The sequence below is a fragment of the Aeromonas sp. R5-4 genome (assembly GCF_040908215.1).
Taxonomy (GTDB): domain Bacteria; phylum Pseudomonadota; class Gammaproteobacteria; order Enterobacterales; family Aeromonadaceae; genus Aeromonas; species Aeromonas veronii.
This window is the reverse complement of sequence record NZ_JBFODG010000026.1, coordinates 187,193-206,371: the sequence shown is the minus strand read 5'-3', so window position 1 is coordinate 206,371 and position 19,179 is coordinate 187,193. Positions and strand designations below refer to the sequence as shown.

Annotated in this window: 14 protein-coding genes; 10 read left to right on the top strand and 4 right to left on the bottom strand. The window is 60.2% G+C overall.

Annotated features, from left to right (window positions below; translation table 11 throughout):
• The coding region (locus AB5Y83_RS13385) for an esterase/lipase family protein (RefSeq protein ID WP_368175326.1) at positions 1–1,202 on the bottom strand (1,202 nt) is incomplete at its 3' end.
• A 212-nt stretch (positions 1,203–1,414) separates the two neighbouring features.
• Between AB5Y83_RS13385 and AB5Y83_RS13380 the strand changes: the two genes are divergently transcribed.
• Positions 1,415–2,419, top strand: coding sequence for a Wadjet anti-phage system protein JetD domain-containing protein (locus AB5Y83_RS13380; RefSeq protein ID WP_368175325.1), 1,005 nt, complete (start codon positions 1,415–1,417; stop codon positions 2,417–2,419).
• A gap of 41 nt (positions 2,420–2,460) precedes the next feature.
• Here AB5Y83_RS13380 and AB5Y83_RS13375 read toward each other — a convergent pair whose 3' ends face one another.
• Positions 2,461–3,054 (bottom strand): hypothetical protein, encoded by a 594-nt coding sequence (locus AB5Y83_RS13375; protein WP_368175324.1) that lies wholly within the window; start codon positions 3,052–3,054, stop codon positions 2,461–2,463.
• A 610-nt stretch (positions 3,055–3,664) separates the two neighbouring features.
• On the opposite strand from AB5Y83_RS13375, the gene ygeW reads away from it, so the two are divergent.
• From ygeW to AB5Y83_RS13345, 6 genes are all read left to right on the top strand, one after another.
• Complete coding sequence (ygeW, locus tag AB5Y83_RS13370) at positions 3,665–4,852, top strand: knotted carbamoyltransferase YgeW (protein ID WP_005336811.1); 1,188 nt, start codon at positions 3,665–3,667, stop codon at positions 4,850–4,852.
• A gap of 137 nt (positions 4,853–4,989) precedes the next feature.
• The gene (dpaL, locus tag AB5Y83_RS13365; RefSeq protein WP_368175323.1) at positions 4,990–6,189 is read left to right on the top strand and encodes a diaminopropionate ammonia-lyase; all 1,200 of its coding nucleotides are present in this window, start codon (positions 4,990–4,992) and stop codon (positions 6,187–6,189) included.
• Between the two features lie 125 nt (positions 6,190–6,314).
• Complete coding sequence (locus AB5Y83_RS13360) at positions 6,315–7,532, top strand: YgeY family selenium metabolism-linked hydrolase (protein WP_033113252.1); 1,218 nt, start codon at positions 6,315–6,317, stop codon at positions 7,530–7,532.
• 105 nt (positions 7,533–7,637) lie between these two features.
• A complete protein-coding gene (hydA, locus tag AB5Y83_RS13355; RefSeq protein ID WP_335863800.1) occupies positions 7,638–9,062 on the top strand; it encodes a dihydropyrimidinase in 1,425 nt (474 codons plus the stop codon).
• Positions 9,063–9,157: 95 nt separating this feature from the next.
• A complete protein-coding gene (gene arcC / locus AB5Y83_RS13350; RefSeq protein ID WP_335863799.1) occupies positions 9,158–10,090 on the top strand; it encodes a carbamate kinase in 933 nt (310 codons plus the stop codon).
• 171 nt (positions 10,091–10,261) lie between these two features.
• Positions 10,262–11,185, top strand: a complete 924-nt coding sequence (locus AB5Y83_RS13345; RefSeq protein WP_041207668.1) for a DMT family transporter — start codon at positions 10,262–10,264, stop codon at positions 11,183–11,185.
• 68 nt (positions 11,186–11,253) lie between these two features.
• Here the strand turns inward: AB5Y83_RS13345 and yqeB are convergent, their stop codons facing one another.
• Complete coding sequence (gene yqeB / locus AB5Y83_RS13340; RefSeq protein WP_368175322.1) at positions 11,254–12,846, bottom strand: selenium-dependent molybdenum cofactor biosynthesis protein YqeB; 1,593 nt, start codon at positions 12,844–12,846, stop codon at positions 11,254–11,256.
• 39 nt (positions 12,847–12,885) lie between these two features.
• Entirely contained in the window at positions 12,886–13,722 is an 837-nt protein-coding gene (gene yqeC / locus AB5Y83_RS13335; RefSeq protein WP_368175321.1) for a selenium cofactor biosynthesis protein YqeC, read from the bottom strand.
• 1 nt (position 13,723) lies between these two features.
• Between yqeC and mocA the strand changes: the two genes are divergently transcribed.
• The 3 genes from mocA (at position 13,724) to ssnA (ending at position 19,172) form a co-directional block, all read left to right on the top strand.
• Positions 13,724–14,371 carry a molybdenum cofactor cytidylyltransferase gene (mocA, locus tag AB5Y83_RS13330; RefSeq protein WP_265177178.1) on the top strand — a complete coding sequence of 216 codons (648 nt, stop codon included), beginning with the start codon at positions 13,724–13,726 and terminating at the stop codon, positions 14,369–14,371.
• A gap of 331 nt (positions 14,372–14,702) precedes the next feature.
• Complete coding sequence (ygfK, locus tag AB5Y83_RS13325; RefSeq protein WP_368175320.1) at positions 14,703–17,813, top strand: putative selenate reductase subunit YgfK; 3,111 nt, start codon at positions 14,703–14,705, stop codon at positions 17,811–17,813.
• A gap of 30 nt (positions 17,814–17,843) precedes the next feature.
• Positions 17,844–19,172: a putative aminohydrolase SsnA gene (gene ssnA / locus AB5Y83_RS13320; protein WP_368175319.1), complete on the top strand. Its 1,329-nt coding sequence runs from the start codon at positions 17,844–17,846 to the stop codon at positions 19,170–19,172.
• Positions 19,173–19,179 lie beyond the last annotated feature (7 nt).

Below are 19,179 nucleotides of genomic sequence, written 5' to 3'. Positions count from 1 at the left end.
CCAACCTGCGGGTTGGCCAGCAGGGCCATATGGCTGGTGCGATAGACAATCAGGGTATGGGCAGGAAGAAAAGCCAGCTGATGGCGCGCTTCGTTGTGCTGACCGAGGGCGCTGCGTAGCGGCACCAGTCCATCGCCAATCAGCCGGTCGGCCAGCAGGCTGCGCTTGGTGGCAGTGGTCGCGGCAATGGCATAGCAGTTGACGCTGCAGGGCAAGGGGAGTGGGACGCGGGGATCGCGCAAGGGCGCGGCAAGGTCGGGTTGGGCCACTTCATCGATCACCTTGCCGTGGCGCAGATCCCTGATGCCAGCACTGCGCAGCCGCGCCAGTCTGACGAAGGGCTCGCTGTAGGCGGTGGTGGGCAGCAACTGCTCCAGCCAGTGACCTGCATGTTCGAGCGGCGCGCCGTGGTGTGGTGTGCCGAGAAAGATCAGGTTGGCAAGGTGCGCAGGCCAGGTGAGCCCGGCCACGCCGGCATGGTGGCAGGCGCTGCGGGCAACCAGTCCGCCCATGCTGTAGCCCATTATCGTTATCTCTTTGAGCTCTCCCGGCCAGTAGGCGAACAGCTGCTCCAGCAACAGGGCAAGTAGCTGCCCGTTATGTGCGATAGGCAGGCCCGAGTTGTAGCGCAAGTAAAGAGGCAGATAGCCAAGCGCGTTGGCAAGTTGCTCTCCGTGATTGACCGGCTTGCCTTGATGCTCGGTCTGCCACTGCAGATCGTTCATGCAGAGTCCATGGATCATCAGCAGCACCCGTCCCTCGCGGGGTAGATCCTTTGGCATCGCCTGCCAATCGAGGGGCTTGCCCTGATAGCGCAGTGTCATGGGGGTGGCGAGGGCATTGTGGTGATCGACCAGCTTGTCCCCCAATACGCCGTTGAGCGTGGCGATCAGGGCTGCACGTTTCGGGGTTTCGGGGATCTGGTGGGGCGGCGGAGTGGCTGGCAGGCGGCTGAGCAGTTGGTTGATGCCGCTGCCCAGGGTGTTGGCGGTGCCATGTACCCCCTTGTAGACCAGCCCGGTGATCCCGGCTGTTTTTCCCTCATCTCGTCCCTTGAGCCCCATACCGCTCAGTACCGCCTGATGTACCGCTTCGGTGATCTCTACCGCGGCGGGCAGCGCCAGAGTCAGCAGGTGCGCCAGCTCGCGGATATCCGAAAGATGCCAGGAAGAGGATGACGATGGGTCTGTGGCGTCGGTCATGGCAAGCCCTTGTGAAAGCGGGTATCGCGTTGTCGTGCCGCGAAGAGCGCAGCGTATCTCTATATCAAACCAGCTTGCTCCCTTTGTGGCGGGTTTACCAGTAACGGGCCATGCATGGCGGGGCTGATAAGAACCGCTTGCGAAGCCGGTCACGGTAATGACAGGGAAAATCACCTCTACTTCGTCATAAGAAGCCACATGGAGAGGTGAGTATGTCGCTGTTTGATGAGGTGCGGGTACAGAATTTGTGTGCACGGTTGTTCGATAGCCAGAACGGAAAGGGCTGCACCCTTGAGAGTCGGCATGGCCGCGAGTTGAAGGATCTGTTGCAGGCAGTGGCCGGGATCAAGCCGGTTGGCCGAGGTGCTCATTATGTGTTGACCGAGGCGGGGCGGACTTATTTGCTCGGGCAGCTGGCGTTGGTGGCGTCCCCGGAACAGGACAAGTGTGAGCAGCTGCAACGTCTGGGAGTGAGTTTGCCTGCACGGCTCAATCAGGCCTGCTTTTATGCCCTCTGGCATGGGGACAGCAAGCATCCGCGATCAGCATCCCTTGCAGCGCCACAGCTTGCGGACTTGTCGCTCACGCAAGATGAGGTGATCCGCATCCGTACCCTCGAACCGCTCTCACTGGTCGATCAGCAGGGTCAGCAGCACGATATGACGGCAATGATGGCACTGCTGGAGGAATTGGCGTTGCCGGAGCGGACTCTGGGCACGCTGGCGGCCATCGGCTGGCAAGGGGAGCTTGTCATTACGGTGGAGAACAAGGGGGCCTTCGTCGACTACCCGCTGCAACCCGGGCAACTGCTGCTTTTTGCCCCCGGTCGCAATACCACCCTGGCCAAGCAGCTGATCCCGCTGCTGCCTGCGGGCGTGCAGTGGGCCCATTTCGGCGATCTCGATCAACGGGGTATCGATATTGCCATCGAGCTGGCGCGCGAGCTAAATCGACCGGCCATGTTCTGGCTTCCCTGTGAGCTGCAACCTTATCTGGATCACTATGCCCGTCCGGTACGCACCTTTGCGACGGACAGTGGCAAGGTGCCCTGGCGTGTGACGACGCAAGCTGATCAGGTTGATGGTCATGGCACGCTGGCAGGCGTTCCCTGGCTCGATAAACTGATCACAGACGGGACTTGGCTGGAGCAGGAGGTATTGATTCTGGCCCCTCACTGGCGGAGCTGGTCATTGGACGCGATGGGCCATCAGGGGTGAAACGGGGTGCCCGCGCTCCCCGTCATTTCGTGGTCAGCTGCTTACTTGGCGTTGATGGGCCCCTTGGTGCCGGCATCATTATCGACCCAGCCATCTTCACCCCTGATGCGGCGATCACCCTGAATGGTGTAGATGACCATGCCATCCTTGAACACCAGCGCGCCATCGGATTTCTTGGCATTGACCTTCTTGTCGTTGACCCACACCTGATCCTTGCCATCGATGCGGATATTGGCCACGGTGGCGCCGGTTTGGGGGAAGGTGGCGATCCAGTTGCCCGCATAGGGGCTGCCGCTGGTTGCCGCGGCCGGAGCATTGCCAACACCGGCAGCCGCGTTCTCAGCCTTGGTTTTGTTGATATCGCAGCCATTGAGCTCGCTCACCTGAGTGCAACCCGAGCGCTCCAGCTTCTGCTCATAGCTCAGATTCAGACCGCCCTCCGCGGCCGGGGCTGCCGTGCCAAATCCCGCCTTGGCATTTTCCGCTTTGGTTTTGTGAATGTCACAGCCCTGCGCCTCGGTGACCTGGGTGCAGCCGGATCGCTCCAGTTGCTCGGCATATTTGGCACTGATGGCGTGGGCAGGGGTGATACCGAGCAGGGTCAGGGTGATGAGCAGAGCAGCATTCCTGGACATAGATAATCCCTCAAAGATGTAAGTCATGCAGGTTCACCCGCGCAGTTGCGGTCGTGAACGTCGGCCTCTTCTGAGCATCCGAGACAGATGCGCAGCTGGCGTATTCACGTTAGCACCTTGGGCCAACCGCGCCCAGCGATGTGGCCGGAAGATAAGGCGAGAGGTGATACGGGCGGGGAGCGAAGGGGAGACGAGATAGCTGCAGTGTCAACGCTGGAGAGATCCTTCCAAGAGAAAAGGTGTTGCGGGCATTATCATAATGATAACGACAGCCCAGCTGATATCATTTCAGCCCCTGAAACTGACCTTTGATGATAATTCTCACCGATGCCGAGATATCGCCTCTGATTATTATCACCCGGCTATTTTATCGCTTGGCCACCCTATCCATCCTTTTATGGAATAAACCGCTGAAATAGCCACTGATTTTGTGGGTGGCATCACACACTTTCGTCATTTATTAATATCTTCCTGCATTTTATTGGTTTGGCACGGTTATTGATTGCCTCATATCGACGCTAACCGACGCGCTCACCCACAACCGGGATGCTGGTGACATCGTGAGTGAAAGGGGAGCTATCCATATCTCATCCAATGATTGGGGCGAACGATGAAAGCAGTTAACGAATTAATCAAAGAGATCAGAGCACTCAAATCCAACCTGCATGAAAAAGATTTTCTGCTGACCTGGGAGCAAACCCCTCAGGAGCTGGAGCTGGTATTGAAACTGGCCGAATCCCTCAAGACCCTGCGCGCCGAAAATATCTGCACCAAACTGTTTAACAGCGGGCTCGGTATCTCGGTTTTCCGCGATAACTCCACCCGAACCCGCTTCTCTTACGCCTCTGCGCTGAACCTGCTCGGTCTGGCCCAGCAGGATCTGGACGAGGGCAAATCCCAGATCGCCCATGGCGAGACCGTCCGTGAAACGGCCAACATGATCTCCTTCTGCGCCGATGCCATCGGGATCCGTGACGACATGTTCCTCGGTGCCGGCAACGCCTATATGCGCGAAGTGGGAGCTGCGCTTGATGAAGGGTTCGAGAAGGGGGTGCTGCCCCAGCGTCCGGCGCTGGTCAACCTGCAGTGTGACATTGATCACCCGACCCAGTCCATGGCTGATCTCGCCTGGTTGCAGGAGCACTTCGGCAGTCTGGAGAGCCTCAAGGGCAAGAAGATTGCCATGACCTGGGCTTACTCCCCCAGCTACGGCAAGCCGCTCTCCGTGCCGCAGGGCATCATCGGCCTGATGACCCGTTTCGGTATGGACGTGACCCTGGCCCATCCGGAAGGGTATGACCTGATCCCGGACGTGATCGAAGTGGCCAAAGAGAATGCCAAGGCCTCCGGCGGCAGCTTCCGTCAGGTCACCTCCATGGAAGAGGCGTTCAAGGATGCCGATATCGTCTATCCCAAGTCCTGGGCCCCCTACAAGGTGATGGAGCAGCGCACCGAGTTGCTGCGTGCCAATGACCACGCCGGCCTCAAGGAGCTGGAGAAACACTGCCTTGAGCAGAACGCCAAGCACAAGGATTGGCACTGCACCGAGGAGATGATGAAGCTCACCAAGGGGGGCGAAGCGCTCTATATGCACTGCCTGCCGGCCGATATTTCCGGCGTTTCCTGCAAAGAGGGCGAAGTAACCGAAGGGGTATTCGAGAAATACCGTATCGCCACTTACAAAGAGGCGAGCTGGAAGCCCTATATTATCGCCGCCATGATCATGGCCCGTAAATTCTCCGCCCCGGCAGAAACCCTGGAAAATCTGATTAAAGAGGCGCAAAAGCGGGTGAAATAAATAGCAGAAGGGCAGGGTGAATATTCATCCTGCCCACGCTGTCGAATCCATTATTTCGAGTTTTCTCCCCGTGGTATCTGAATAACGGATCTCCCGGCGAGGCAGCTCTTTGTCAGGTAACGCCTAGTGAGGTAAGCATGTCCCAATTTTCTTTGAAGATGGATATTGCCGATAACCGCTTTTTTACCGCCGAGCCATCTCCGCTGTTTTCTCGCGCCGAAGCACAAAAGGCTCGCGCTTTTCATAAAAAACTGGCCGGTTATGAACCGACCCCATTGTGCGACCTGAAAGCTCTGGCCGCCTATATCGGGGTGAAAAATATATTGGTCAAGAACGAGTCAAAGCGCTTTGGCCTCAATGCCTTCAAAATGCTGGGTGGCGTTTATGCCATCGCCAACCTGCTCTGTGAAAAATATGGGGTGGCCATCGAGGATTTCTCCTTCGATCTCATCAAACGCACCATCAAGGAGCCGATGACCTTCGCCACCACCACAGATGGCAACCACGGTCGCGGCGTTGCCTGGGCCGCCAAGCAGGTGGGCCAGCATGCGGTGGTCTACATGCCCAAGGGCTCGGCCCAGGAGCGGGTTGACCACATTCTCAATCTCGGTGCCGAGTGCATCGTCACCGACATGAACTATGACGATACCGTGCGCCTGACCATGAAGATGGCCGAAGAGCGCGGCTGGCACATAGTGCAGGACACCGCCTGGGAGGGGTACACCAAGATCCCGACCTGGATCATGCAGGGTTACTCCACCCTGGCCGACGAAGCGGTCGAGCAGATGCAGGCCATGGGCATCAAGCAGCCGACCCACGTGCTGCTGCAGGCCGGGGTCGGGGCGCTGGCGGGCGGGGTGCTCGGTTATCTGGTGGACTGCTTCGGGGCGAAAAACCTGCACAGTATCGTGGTCGAGCCGGATCAGGCCGACTGCATCTACCGCTCCGGCGTGGCGGGGGAGATGGTCAACGTGGGGGGCGACATGCGCACCATCATGGCCGGTCTTGCCTGCGGTGAACCCAATCCGCTCGGCTGGCCGCTGCTCAGAAGCTGCACCACCCAGTTCATCTCCTGCCACGACAAGGTGTCGGCCTTGGGCATGCGGGTGCTGGGCAACCCCCTTGGCAATGACCCCCGAATCATCTCCGGCGAATCCGGCTCGGTCGGTACCGGCGTGCTGGCGGCAGTGCGTCACCACCCGGATCGCGCGGCGCTGATGGAACGTCTGGGGCTGGATAGCAACTCGGTCGTACTCATCATCAACACCGAAGGGGACACCGATGTGAAGCATTACCGGGAAGTGGTGTGGGAAGGCAAGCATCCTGCCTGCGACTAACTCTCCCGCCAGAGCAGAGACACGAATTGAAGCATTGATCGCGCCTCGTCAACGGGGCGCGGTAACGGGCACAGGGCGCTGCCGATGAACAGGCCGCGCACTCTCAGTTGTTATGGAGAATCACAATGAGCAAGCAAATTCCGTTTGAAATGGTGTTGGAGAAGGCCTACCAGTACAAGGCCGAGATGAGTCAGTTCCTGCGTGACATGATCGCCATCCCGAGCGAGAGCTGCGATGAAGAGCGCGTCGTGCTGCGCATCAAGCAGGAGATGGAGAAGGTTGGCTTTGACAAGGTCGAGATCGACCCCATGGGCAACGTGCTGGGCTATATCGGCCACGGCCCGCACTTGATCGCCATGGATGCCCACATCGATACCGTGGGCGTCGGCAACATGGCCAACTGGAAGTTTGACCCCTATGAGGGGATGGAAGATCACGAGATCATCGGTGGTCGCGGCGCATCCGATCAGGAAGGGGGCATGGCCTCCATGGTCTATGCGGGCAAGATCATCAAGGATCTGGGGCTGGAAGATCAGTACACCCTGCTGGTGACCGGTACCGTGCAGGAGGAGGATTGCGATGGCCTCTGCTGGCAGTACATCATCGAGCAGAGCAAGATCCGCCCCGAGTTCGTGGTCAGTACCGAACCCACCGACTGCCAGATCTACCGTGGCCAGCGTGGCCGCATGGAGATCCGCATCGATGTGCAGGGGGTCAGCTGCCACGGCTCCGCACCGGAGCGCGGTGACAACGCCATCTTCAAGATGGGTCCCATCCTTGGCGAGCTGCAGGAGCTGAGCCACAACCTCGGCAATGACGACTTCCTCGGCAAGGGGACCCTGACCGTCTCCGAGATCTTCTTCACTTCGCCAAGCCGCTGCGCCGTGGCGGACAGCTGCGCCGTCTCCATCGACCGCCGTCTCACCTGGGGTGAGACCTGGCAAGGGGCGCTCGACGAGATCCGCGCCCTGCCTGCGGTAAAAGCCGCCGGTGCTGAAGTCTCCATGTACCAGTACGATCGTCCGGCCTACACCGGTCTGGTCTACCCGACCGAGTGCTACTTCCCGACCTGGAAGGTGGAAGAGGATCACATCACCGTCAAAACCCTCTCCAAGGCTTATCGCGAGCTGTTCAACAAGGAGCCGGTGGTGGACAAGTGGACCTTCTCGACCAACGGGGTCTCCATCATGGGTCGCCACGGTATTCCGGTCATCGGTTTTGGCCCGGGTAAAGAGCCGGAGGCCCACGCCCCGAACGAGAAGACCTGGAAAGAGCATCTGGTCAAGTGCGCCGCCATGTACGCCGTGATCCCCATGCTCTATCTGGCCGAGCTGGACAAGTAAGGGGTCTGCCGGGTGGTGGCTGCCATCGCCGCCCGGCTGTTGCAAGTGCCCCGTCTCCATTGAGGCGGGGCTTTGCTGTTTAAAGTGATGTTCGAGGTGGTGGGGATGAAACGGCTGATCAAAAACGGTGTGCTGGTCGATGCGCAGGGTGAATATCGTCAGGATCTGCTGATCGATAACGGGGTGATCCGCGCGCGGGCCGCCGCTATCCAGCCCGATGGCGAGACCGACGTGATCGATGCCAGCGGCTGTTATGTGATGCCTGGTGGCATCGACGTCCATACCCACTTCAACATCGACGTAGGCATTGCCCGCAGTTGCGATGACTTTTTCAGCGGTACCCGTGCTGCCGCCTGTGGTGGCACCACCACCATCGTTGATCACATGGGATTTGGCCCGGCGGGGTGCAATCTGCATCACCAGCTGGCCCGCTATCACGACTATGCCGCCGATCAGGCGGTGGTCGATTACGGCTTTCACGGCGTTGTCCAGCATGTGGATGACGCTATCCTCCACGAGATGGCCGCCATGGTGCAGGAGGAGGGGATCAGCAGCTTCAAGCTCTATCTCACCTACCAGTACAAGTTGGGGGATCACGACGTGCTGCGCGCCCTGGCCCGCCTCAAGGAGGTGGGGGCGCTTGCCACCGTCCATCCCGAGAACGATGCCGCCATCGCGGCGCGCCGCGCGGCCCTATTGGTCGCCGGTCACCATGAACCCTGGTATCACCCGCAAAGCCGCCCGCTGGAGTGCGAGGCGGAGGCCATCGCCCGGATGATCAATCTGGCGGGGCTCGCGGGCAATGCGCCACTCTATATTGTCCACCTCTCCAACGGCTTGGGGCTGGAGTATCTGAAACTGGCGCGCCGTCAGGGGCAACCGGTCTGGGTGGAGACCTGCCCGCAATATCTGTTGCTCGATGAGCAGTCTTATTACAAGGAGAACGGGGTCGACTATCTGCTGAGCCCCCCGCTGCGCTCGCGCCGCGAGCAGGACAAGCTGTGGGTCGGCATCGCAGCTGGCGATATCGACACCGTCGCGACCGATCACTGCAACTTCTCCCACGCCCAGCGCATGACCCTCTCGGGCGGCGATTTCAGCCGCTGCCCCAACGGCTTGCCCGGGGTCGAAAACCGGATGCTGCTGCTGTTTGCCCACGGGGTATTGGGCGGGCGCATCTCGCCATCACGCTTTGTAGCTCTCACCAGCACCAACCCGGCGCGCCTGTTTGGCCTCTGGCCGCGCAAAGGCAACCTGCAACCGGGGTCTGACGCCGATCTGGTGATCATGGATCCCCGTGGTGACACCCTGATTTCCCATCAACAGTTGCACGACAACGGCGACTACAGCCCCTACGAGGGGATGCATTGCCCCGGCCGGATCAGAATGACCCTGAGCCGTGGCGAGATAGTCGCCCGCGATGGCGAGTTTCTGGGGCGGCGTGGTCATGGCCGCTTTCTGGCCAGAGCGCCCTTTGATCCGGCCTTGGCGCCGGATCTGCACTCGCCTTGCCCCGCGGTTGCAGGCTGACAATCCGTTCGAAACAGGCAGAGCAGCAAGCTTATGTGAACAACGAAAGGTGGGCCGGTATTGCGCCGGCTTGTCCCATCACTGGAGATAACAAAATGAAACAGAGAATCGTACTGGCCCTTGGTGGCAATGCGCTGGGCAACAACCTGCCCGAGCAGATGAAGGCGGTGCAGAGCACGGCGGGCACCATTGCCGACCTGATCGCCCAGGGGCATGAGGTGGTGGTGACCCACGGCAACGGCCCGCAGGTAGGGATGATCCAGCAGGCGTTCGAGGTGGCGGCCCGCCACGATCCCAAGGCGCCCCATCTGCCCATGTCGGTCTGCGTGGCCCTGAGTCAGGGTTATATCGGTTATGACCTGCAAAACGCCCTGCGCGAGGCACTGCTTGAACGCGGCATCCACAAGCCGGTTGCCACTTTGGTGACCCAGGTGGAGGTGGATAAAAACGATCCTGCCTTCCTCGACCCGAGCAAACCCATCGGCGGTTTCTTCAGCAAGGAGGAGGCCGAGGCATTGATGGCCAAGGGCGAGCGGCTTAAAGAGGATGCCGGCCGTGGCTATCGCCGGGTGGTCGCATCCCCCAAACCGGTTGATATCATCGAGAAAGAGACCGTCTCTGCCATGCTGGCCGCCGGTCAGGTGGTGATCACCGTCGGGGGCGGCGGCATTCCGGTGCTGCGCGAGGGCAATCACCTGCGCGGTGCCAGCGCGGTGATCGACAAGGATTGGGCCAGTGCCAAGCTGGCGGAGCTTATCGACGCCGACATGCTGATCATCCTTACCGCGGTAGAGAAGGTCGCCATCAACTTCGGCAAGCCCGATGTGCAGTGGCTCGATCAGCTGAGCGTGGCCGATGCCAACAGCCTTATTGCACAGGGGCAGTTTGCCAAGGGTTCCATGCTGCCCAAGGTGGAGGCGGCGCTCTCGTTTGCCACATCCCTGCCGGGGCGCAAATCCCTGATCACCTTGCTGGAGAAGGCCGCCGATGGCATTGCCGGCAAGACGGGAACCCTTATCAGCCGCTAGACGTTCCAGCTCGGGTTGAGTGTGATTGTGGGGGCCGTCGGCCCCCTTGTTCATTTCGGGGCGGCCATGGTCAGCAGAGGATGTGAGGCGTAAGATGGCCGCCTTCAAGCGCGGGCAAGACGCCGAGAGTTGAACCGGCGCAATGAGTGACAAGAGGTGAGTAACAAGCAAATGAGCGGAAAGATCAATATGGCGGCGCTGGTGGGATTGATCCTGCTCACCGCCATCTGGAGTTACAGCTGGATCGTGATGAAGCAGGTGATGCTCTACGCGGGGGCCTTCGAGTTCACCGCCCTGCGCTGCTTGTGCGGATCTCTGGTTCTGCTGCTGGTATTGGCCCTGCGCGGGCGCCGTTATCTCAAACCCACCCCGTTTCGCTATACCCTCGCCATCGCCCTGTTCCAGACCTGCGGCATGGTGGGGTTGGCCCAGTGGGCCCTGATCAGCGGTGGGGCGGGCAAGGTGGCTATTCTGAGCTACACCATGCCGTTCTGGGTGGTGATCTTCGCAGCGCTCTTTCTCGGCGAGAGGATGCGCAAGCTCCACTATCTGGCGGTCGGGGTAGCGGCCTGCGGCCTGCTGCTGGTGATCGAGCCCTGGCAGTTGCATCTGGATTCCATGAAGAGTGCGCTGCTGGGGATTGCTTCCGGCATCTGCTGGGGGATCAGCGCCATCATCGCCAAGCGGATGTATGCCCGCCATCCCGCGGTGGATCTGATGTCCCTCACCACTTGGCAGATGATCTACGCCACCATGGTGATGGCCGTGGTGGCGGCGCTGGTGCCGGAGCGACCCATCGACTGGCAGCCCTATGTGTTTGGCGCGCTCGCCTACAGCGCCATCTTCGCCACGGCACTGGCCTGGAGCCTCTGGCTGTTCGTGCTGAAAAAGCTGCCTGCCGGGATCGCCAGCCTCAGTACCCTGGCGGTGCCGGTGAGCGGCGTGCTGCTCTCATGGTGGCTGCTTGGTGAAAATCCGGGGCCGGTGGAGGGGAGCGGCATCGCCCTTATCGTGCTGGCGCTTATCGTCATCAGCCGCAAGGGCAAGCGCTCTGTGGTGTCGGTGGCGGGGGAGACTCGCATCAAGCACGGCTGAGTCGATTGTCGGCAACGAAATAAAAAGGGCCCGCCATGATGGCGGGCCCTTTGTGTTGGCACACAGCCTTATCTACGCTGGGCCAGATGCATCATGGCCTCCAGCACGGCGCCGCCGATGGCGCGGGCCTTGTCGGATACCGTAGTGGCGTCGGCCCGCTCGCCTCTGGGGTCGATGTCACCGATCTTGAAGCCGACAGTGACCTCGATGCCATCGCTGAGCAGCCCCCGCACCATGCCGGAGAGCGGCGCGATAATAGGGGCGTCACCCACATGGGCGATTACATCCCCCTCCTGCACCAGATCACCGAGCTTGATCAGGCTCTTCATCACTCCGGCGACGGGGGCGCGCACCACCCGGCGTGCGGAGTGCCCCTCGATCACCCCGGGAATGCCGGTATTGGGCTGGGCGGGGCCCTGATAGATGACCCGGCCCAGATGGTGACCGCGGTTGGTTTCGATCACCGCATCGCAGTCGCGTCCCGCCTCAAATCCCGGGCCGAGGGCGACCGTGATGGGGGCCATCTCCTTGTGGGTGCCGAGGTTCTGCTTGGCGAGGATGGCATCCACCAGATAGCGGGGCTTGAGCTCGGTGAGGGTGGCGCAGTCGGGGTCAACCAGTAGCGGAATGATGCCCCGATCCAGCTGCTCGAACGCCTGCTCGACGCTCTCGACCCGCTTGGCGCGCACCCCTTCGACGCAGGTTTCACCATCAAACATCCCTTGAGCGAAGGCGACGGTGCGGCGGATCACCGTGGGCTTGTCGAGATCCAGCATCACCACCTTGAAACCCGCATTGTGCAGGCGCAGCGCCACGCCAGTAGCGATATCGCCGGAGCCGCGCATCACCACCAGTTGATCCCGCTTGAGGCGCACATCGTCCTGCATTAGCCCACCCGATTTGCCGTTTTTCACTTGCAGCAGTTCGGCGAGGATGCTGATGGCGATCTCTTCCGGGGTTTCGGCTCCTATGTTGTAACCGATGGGGGCGTGCAGCCGCTGCAACTGTTCCTGGCTCACCCCTTGCTGGCGCAGCGCCTGGGTGAAGGTCTGTACCTTGCGCTTGCTAGCGAGCAGCCCCAGATAGGCGAGGGGACGGCTTATCAGCCGCTCCAGCGCCTCCTTGTCCTGATGATTGGTGGCGATGATGACGAAGTTGGCGGGCTCGATGGCCAGTGCGTCGATCACTGCGCTGATGGTATCAGCCTGTTTGAGGTGAGTGCCGACGGGGAAGTGATCGGGATTGAGGCTCCCTTCAAAACAGTCGCCAACATGGATATCAAAACCCAGTGGCGCGGCTGCATGGGCCAGCGCCCGGTTGACGTGACCGGCGCCGATCAATACCAGACGGGGGCGCAGACCGTAGATATCGATATAGACCGACATGGCGCCACCACAGTCCGACCCGACCGCATGCTCACCGTTGCGGGCCATCCGGCCGTGGAAGATGCGCGGCTTGCGCTCGGCAATGGCCGCCACGGCCTCTTCGATCACCAGCCGCTCGATCATGCCGCCGCCGATGGTGCCGAGGATCTGGCCATCGGCCATCACCAGCATCTGGGCCTGATGGCGGGGGGTGGAGCCACGGCTCTCGATGATCTGGGCCATGGCAAATGGCGTGTTCTCCTGTTCCAGTCGGGCTGCGTGTGCAAACAGATTCATAAGGTACCTCTTTTCATCCTTAAAACGTCAGGGGTGAGGCTAAAGCGCCTCCCCGTGCGGAGCTATGCAGATCAGGTGACGGATGGGGGGGGATTCGCGCACGGCCCCCTGCCAGATGGCGTGGATCTCGGGGTGGCGGCTCTGCAGCTTTATCAATTCCGCCAGCCACGACGCCTCATTTTGATAATCCCCATTGATAAACCAGATCCGGCGCGCTCTGGCCGGGGTGCCCTTGAACAGCCCCTCGGGGTGGGAGAGCAGCTGGTGAAACAGGGCCCAGTCGAGGGGGTCACCGGCCTCTATCCCGCACAGGGCCTGCAATTCAGCCCAGCGGTGGATCTGCGCCGGTTCGGCATTGGCTCCCACCATGGCGCCGCCCAGCAGGGCGATCACCCAGTCACTCTGGTGCGGAATGCAAGGTTCGTGCAAAGCGGGCACTTTCAATAACTTGTGATGGGCGCCATCCGCTTCGACCAGGATGAGATCGAAGCGCTGCTGCCCCTTGATGAGATCAATCTGCTGGGGCGTAGGACCCGCCACCTTGCCGCTGGCCTGATCGATATGGCTGAACAGGGCAACCAGGGTCGGTTCATCCGGTAGCGCCTGACAACGGGTAAGTTGACGAACGGGATCCGTCTCGATAATCAATTCCCGATAGTGTGACGGGGCAGGCAGAAACATCCGAGTGGTGGTGGTAATTAGCACCCTTTTACCCTGCTTATAAAAATATTCCGCCAGCCAGAACAGTGTGCTGGTTTTTCCACCGGCCCCGCAGAGGCTAATTAAGGTGGTATGGCTATCAATATTTTTGGTGAGCGGGTTTAATAGCGGATCTATATCTGGAAATGCGACAGCAACAACGTGTGGTAGCGACATAATGACGACCAAAATAAATATCGAAGGGAGTGGAAAACAACGTTGCCAGGAACAAGTGCAGTGTGACTGTATAATAACGGCGGCGGGTTTATCTTCCCGAATGGGTACCTGGAAAATGATGCTACCTTATTGCCAGGGGACAATGCTTGATGCAAGTCTCAAAAATGCCCTGGCTTTTTGTCAGCGGGTTATTCTGGTGGTGGGCCATCGTGGCGAGGAGCTTCAAGCCCGCTACGGATCACGGCCGGATATTGTTGTCGTCCACAATCCCGACTATCGGCAGGGGCTGGGCAGCTCCATCCGCTGCGCCCTGGCGGCCAGTGACGCTGACTACCTCTTTATCAGCCACGGGGATCTCCCCTGTATCCCGCGCGATGTCTATCAACAGCTCTGGCAGACACGGGGCTGTGAGACACTCTTTCCCACCTGGCAGGGGGAGGCGGGTCATCCGGTGTTGCTGCCAAAATCCATCGCAAGGGAGCTGGCTACCGCGCCGGCACAAGGTTCGGTGCGCCGCTGGTTGCAAGGGCATCCACACCGTATGGTGCCAGTTGACAGCCCCGCCATCCTGTTTGATGTGGATACCCCGGAGCGCTATCAGGCGCTGCTGGGTGGCATTCTTGAAAATGAGAGCGAGCCCACGAAATAACCCAGTTTAAAAAGATAACGGGGAGATAAATGGCGTATCAAAGTGATATTTCTCGCACTTGATCTGATAGGGCGAGTTCTTTTTGAACTGCTCATTAAGTAAATTCCAGAGTGATTGATAACTACTCGCAATACCCATAATGGTGGCATCGTAAATTCTCTCCATTAATTGGAGCTGCCTCACGCTTTCACCCTAAAAAATAGTTTTGTAACTCGTTTTGTAACTGTAGTGGCCTGATTGTTGCTCTTCTCCTTGCCAAGGGGGAACACCCGTGCGGGATACCCCATTTATTCAAGCTGCCAATGGGCAGAACAGCTGCAAGGAGATAGCCATGGGCGATATTATGCGACCCGTTCCGTTCAAGAACCTGCTGACCCGTATTTTTGCGGAATATAAAGAGAGTCAGAGCATTTTCGGTATTCCCGCCGCGCAATTCTATCGCAAGCAGGACGAGCGCAAGATCAAGGTGTTCGGTGAAACCTGCGAGACCCCCATTGGCCCGGCAGCCGGCCCCCATACCCAGTTGGCCCAGAATATCGTCACCTCCTGGCTGACCGGCGGGCGCTTTATCGAGCTCAAGACGGTGCAGATCCTGGACCGTCTCGAACTGGAAAAGCCCTGTATCGATGCCGAGGATGAGTGCTTCAATACCGAGTGGTCTACCGAGTTCACCCTGCCCAAGGCATTTGACGAGTATCTTAAAGCCTGGTTTGCCCTCTACCTGCTGGAGGAGGTGTTTGACCCGCGTCTTGAAGGGGAGGCCAAGTCCTTCATCTTCAACATGAGCGTGGGTTACAACCTCGATGGCATCAAACAGCCACCGATGCAGCAGTTTATCCACAGCCTGATGGATGCAAGCCAAAGTCCGAAATTTGCCGAGTACCAGCAGGTGCTGCGCGAGCTGGTGGCCGACGAGCAGTTTATTGCCGAGCTGGGGCTGGGGGCGCGGCGCGATCGCCTGCAACAGCTGGTGGATCGCATCCCGGCCAATCTGGTGCACGGTGTCACCCTCTCCACCATGCACGGCTGCCCGCCGAACGAAATTGAGGCCATCTGCCGCTACATGCTGGAAGAGAAGGGACTCAACACCTTCGTCAAACTGAACCCGACCCTGCTGGGCTACCCGCGGGTGCGCGAGATCCTCGATACCTGCGGCTTTGATTACATTGGTCTGAGCGAAGAGTCGTTCGATCACGACCTCAAGCTGGATCAGGCCAAAGCCATGCTGACTCGCTTGATGGCGCTGGGGGCCGAGAAGGGGCTCACCTTCGGGGTCAAGCTCACCAATACCCTTGGCACCATCAACCGCAAGGGGGCGCTGCCGGGGGATGAGATGTATATGTCCGGCCGTGCGCTGTTCCCGCTCTCCATCAACGTGGCGGCCGTGCTGTCTCGCGCCTTCGATGGCAAGCTGCCCATCTCCTACTCGGGTGGCGCCAGCAAGTTCAACATCGCCGCGATCTTCGAGACCGGTATTCGTCCCATCACCATGGCCACCGACCTGCTGAAACCGGGTGGCTACCTGCGCCAGATCGAGTGCCTCAAAGAGATCGATGCCTCCGATAGCTGGGCCATGAGTCAGGTGGATGTGGCGAAGCTGGAAGCGCTTGCCGCCAAGGCCCTCACCATGGATTACACCCAGAAGGAGTGGAAGTCCGACGATCGCATCGAAGTGGGTGGCGGCCTGCCGCTGACCGACTGCTACGTAGCGCCCTGCGTCACCGCCTGCGCCGTGCATCAGGATATCCCCGAGTACATTCGCCTGATGGGCGAGGGGGAGTATGTGGCAGCTCTTGAGCTGATTTATCAGCGCAACGCCTTGCCCGCCATCACCGGCCATATCTGCGATCACCAGTGCCAGTACAACTGCACCCGTCTCGATTACGACAGCGCGCTCAATATCCGCGAGCTGAAAAAAGTGGCCCTCGAGTTGGGCTGGGAAGGGTACAAGGCCCGCTGGCACAAACCGGCAGGCAGTGGTGACAAGCATCCGGTTGCGGTCATTGGCGCCGGCCCGGCCGGTCTCTCCGCCGGTTACTTCCTGGCTCGTGCCGGTCATCCGGTCACCGTGTTCGAGCGCGAAGCGGATGCCGGTGGCGTGGTCAAACACATCATCCCCGAGTTCCGCATCCCGGCTGAACTGATCCAGCACGACATCGACTTTGTCGCCGCTCACGGGGTCAAGTTCGAGTTTGGTTGCGATCCGACGCTCACCGTCGACAAGCTGCACGCCCAGGGCTTTACCTATGTCTTCGTCGGCATCGGCGCCGACAAGAATGGCGGCATGCGTCTCGAAGGGGGTCATGATCGGGTCTACAAGTCCTTCAATTTCCTGCGCAGCTTCAATCAGGGCAAGCCGCTGCCGCTCGGCCGCCATGTGGCGGTGATCGGTGCCGGCAACACTGCCATGGACTGTGCCCGTGCCGCCCTCAAGGTGCCCGGTGTCAGCGATGTGACCGTGATCTACCGTCGCAGCGAAAAAGAGATGCCCGCCTATCGCGAGGAGGTTCTGGAAGCGGTAGAAGATGGGGTGCGTTTCTGCTTCCTCACCAACCCGGAGCGCTTTGACAAAGATGGCAAGCTTGTCGTGCGGATGATGGCGCTGGGGGATCCTGACGAGCAGGGCCGCCGCCGTCCGGTGCCCACCGAGCAGACCGAAGTGATGCAGATGGATTCGCTGATCACCGCCATCGGCGAGCAGCCTGATTGCGAAGTATTGAAAGCGATGGGCATTCCCCTTGGCAGCGATGGCTGGCCCGAGGTGGATGGCCAGACCGGCGAAACCAGCCGTCGCAACGTCTTCCTCATCGGTGACGTGCAGAGCGGTCCGTCCTCCATCGTCGGTGCCATCGGTGGTGCCCGCCGTGCCGCGGATCTGGTGCTCTCTCGCGAGCATATCGCCAGCCAGCAGAGCGAAGTGACCATCCAGCCATCGGGCAAGGATGAGATCTATCGCCGCAAGGGGAGCATCGCCGTCACCCTGGTCGACAAAAACGAGCGCGATGCCTTCGTGGCGCAAGAGGCGCACCGCTGCCTCGAGTGCAACTACCTCTGCAGCAAGTGCGTGGATGTCTGCCCCAACCGGGCCAACGTCGCCATCGCGGTGCCGGGCTTCAAGGATCAGTTCCAGACCCTGCACCTGGATGCCTACTGCAACGAGTGCGGCAACTGCGCCCAGTTCTGCCCGTGGCAGGGCAAGCCCTATCAGGACAAGGTCACCATCTTCAGCCTGCCCGAGGACTTCGACAACAGCCGCAACCCCGGTTTCTATCTGGCGGATGGCGGTGAGCTGCGGGTGCGTCAGGGTGGCGAGACCTATCGCCTGACCATAGACGCCCAGAGCCGGATCAAGGATGCGCCAGCAGCCCTTGGCGACATGTGCCGGATCATTAGCCATGTCCACGCTCATCACCACTACCTGCTGGGGGCCGTCGAGGCCTGAACGAACAACGAATAAGCGAAGGAGCACACCATGTTTATTCTGAAGAACGTCACCGCCGTCCAGCTGGAGCCGACCCGGGTGCTGGAAGGGGTGGATATCGCCATCGAAGGCACCCTTATCAAAGCGGTGGGGCCCAATCTGCGGGCCCTCTCCCCGGAGGCCAACTATCGGGAGATGGGCGGCAAGCTGGTGATGCCGGGCATCGTCTGTGCCCACAACCACTTCTACTCCGGCCTGTCGCGGGGGATCATGGCCAATATCGCCCCCTGCCCGGATTTTATCTCCACCCTGAAAAACCTCTGGTGGCGGCTCGATCGGGCGCTCGATGAAGAGTCCCTCTACTACAGCGGCCTCATCTGCTCGCTGGAAGCGATCAAGAGCGGCTGCAGTGCGGTGATCGACCACCACGCTTCGCCCAACTTCATCAAGGGCTCTCTGAATGTGCTGCGCAAAGGGTTTATGGAGGCGGGCCTGCGCGGCATGACCTGCTTCGAAACCACGGATCGCAACGGCGGTCTCGCCGAGCTGCAGGCCGGGGTAGAGGAGAACATCCTGTTCGCCCAACAGATCGATGCGGCCAAGGCCAAGGGGAACGAACCCTATCTGGTGGAGGCGCACATCGGCGCCCACGCCCCCTTTACGGTACCGAATGAAGGGCTCGCCATGCTGCGCGAAGCGGTGCAGGTCACCGGTCGCGGTCTGCATATCCATGTGGCGGAAGACCGCTACGACATGGCCCACGGTCACCACCACTATGGCAAGGAGCCTATCGCCCGGCTGGACGAGTTTGGCCTTATCGACAGCAAGACCCTGATCGCCCACGGCATCTACCTGAGCCCGGCTGACATCGAGCTGCTCAACAGCCGCGATGCCTTCCTGGTACATAACGCCCGCTCCAACATGAATAACCACGTGGGCTACAACATGCACCTGCCGGAGTATCGCAATCTGGCGCTCGGTACCGATGGTATCGGCTCCGACATGCTCGAAGAGCTCAAGTTCGCCTACTTCAAGCACAAGGATGCCGGTGGCGCGCTCTGGCCCGACAGCTTTGCCCGGTTCCTGTGGAACGGCAACGCCCTGCTGGAGCGCAACTTCGGCGCCAAATTTGGCCGGCTGGAGCCGGGTTACAAGGCCGATCTCACCATCTGCGATTACGCCGCACCGACCCCGCTGGCGCCGCGCAACCTCGGCGGCCATCTCGCCTTCGGTATGGGCTCATCCTCGGTCAACAGCGTGATGGTAGAGGGGCGCATGGTCTATCAGGATCGCGAGTTCGCCTTTGACGTCGAGCCTATTTATCAGCAGGCCAGCAAGGTGGCGAGCCGCCTGTGGCAACGGATGGATCAGCTGGCCTAAGGCCACC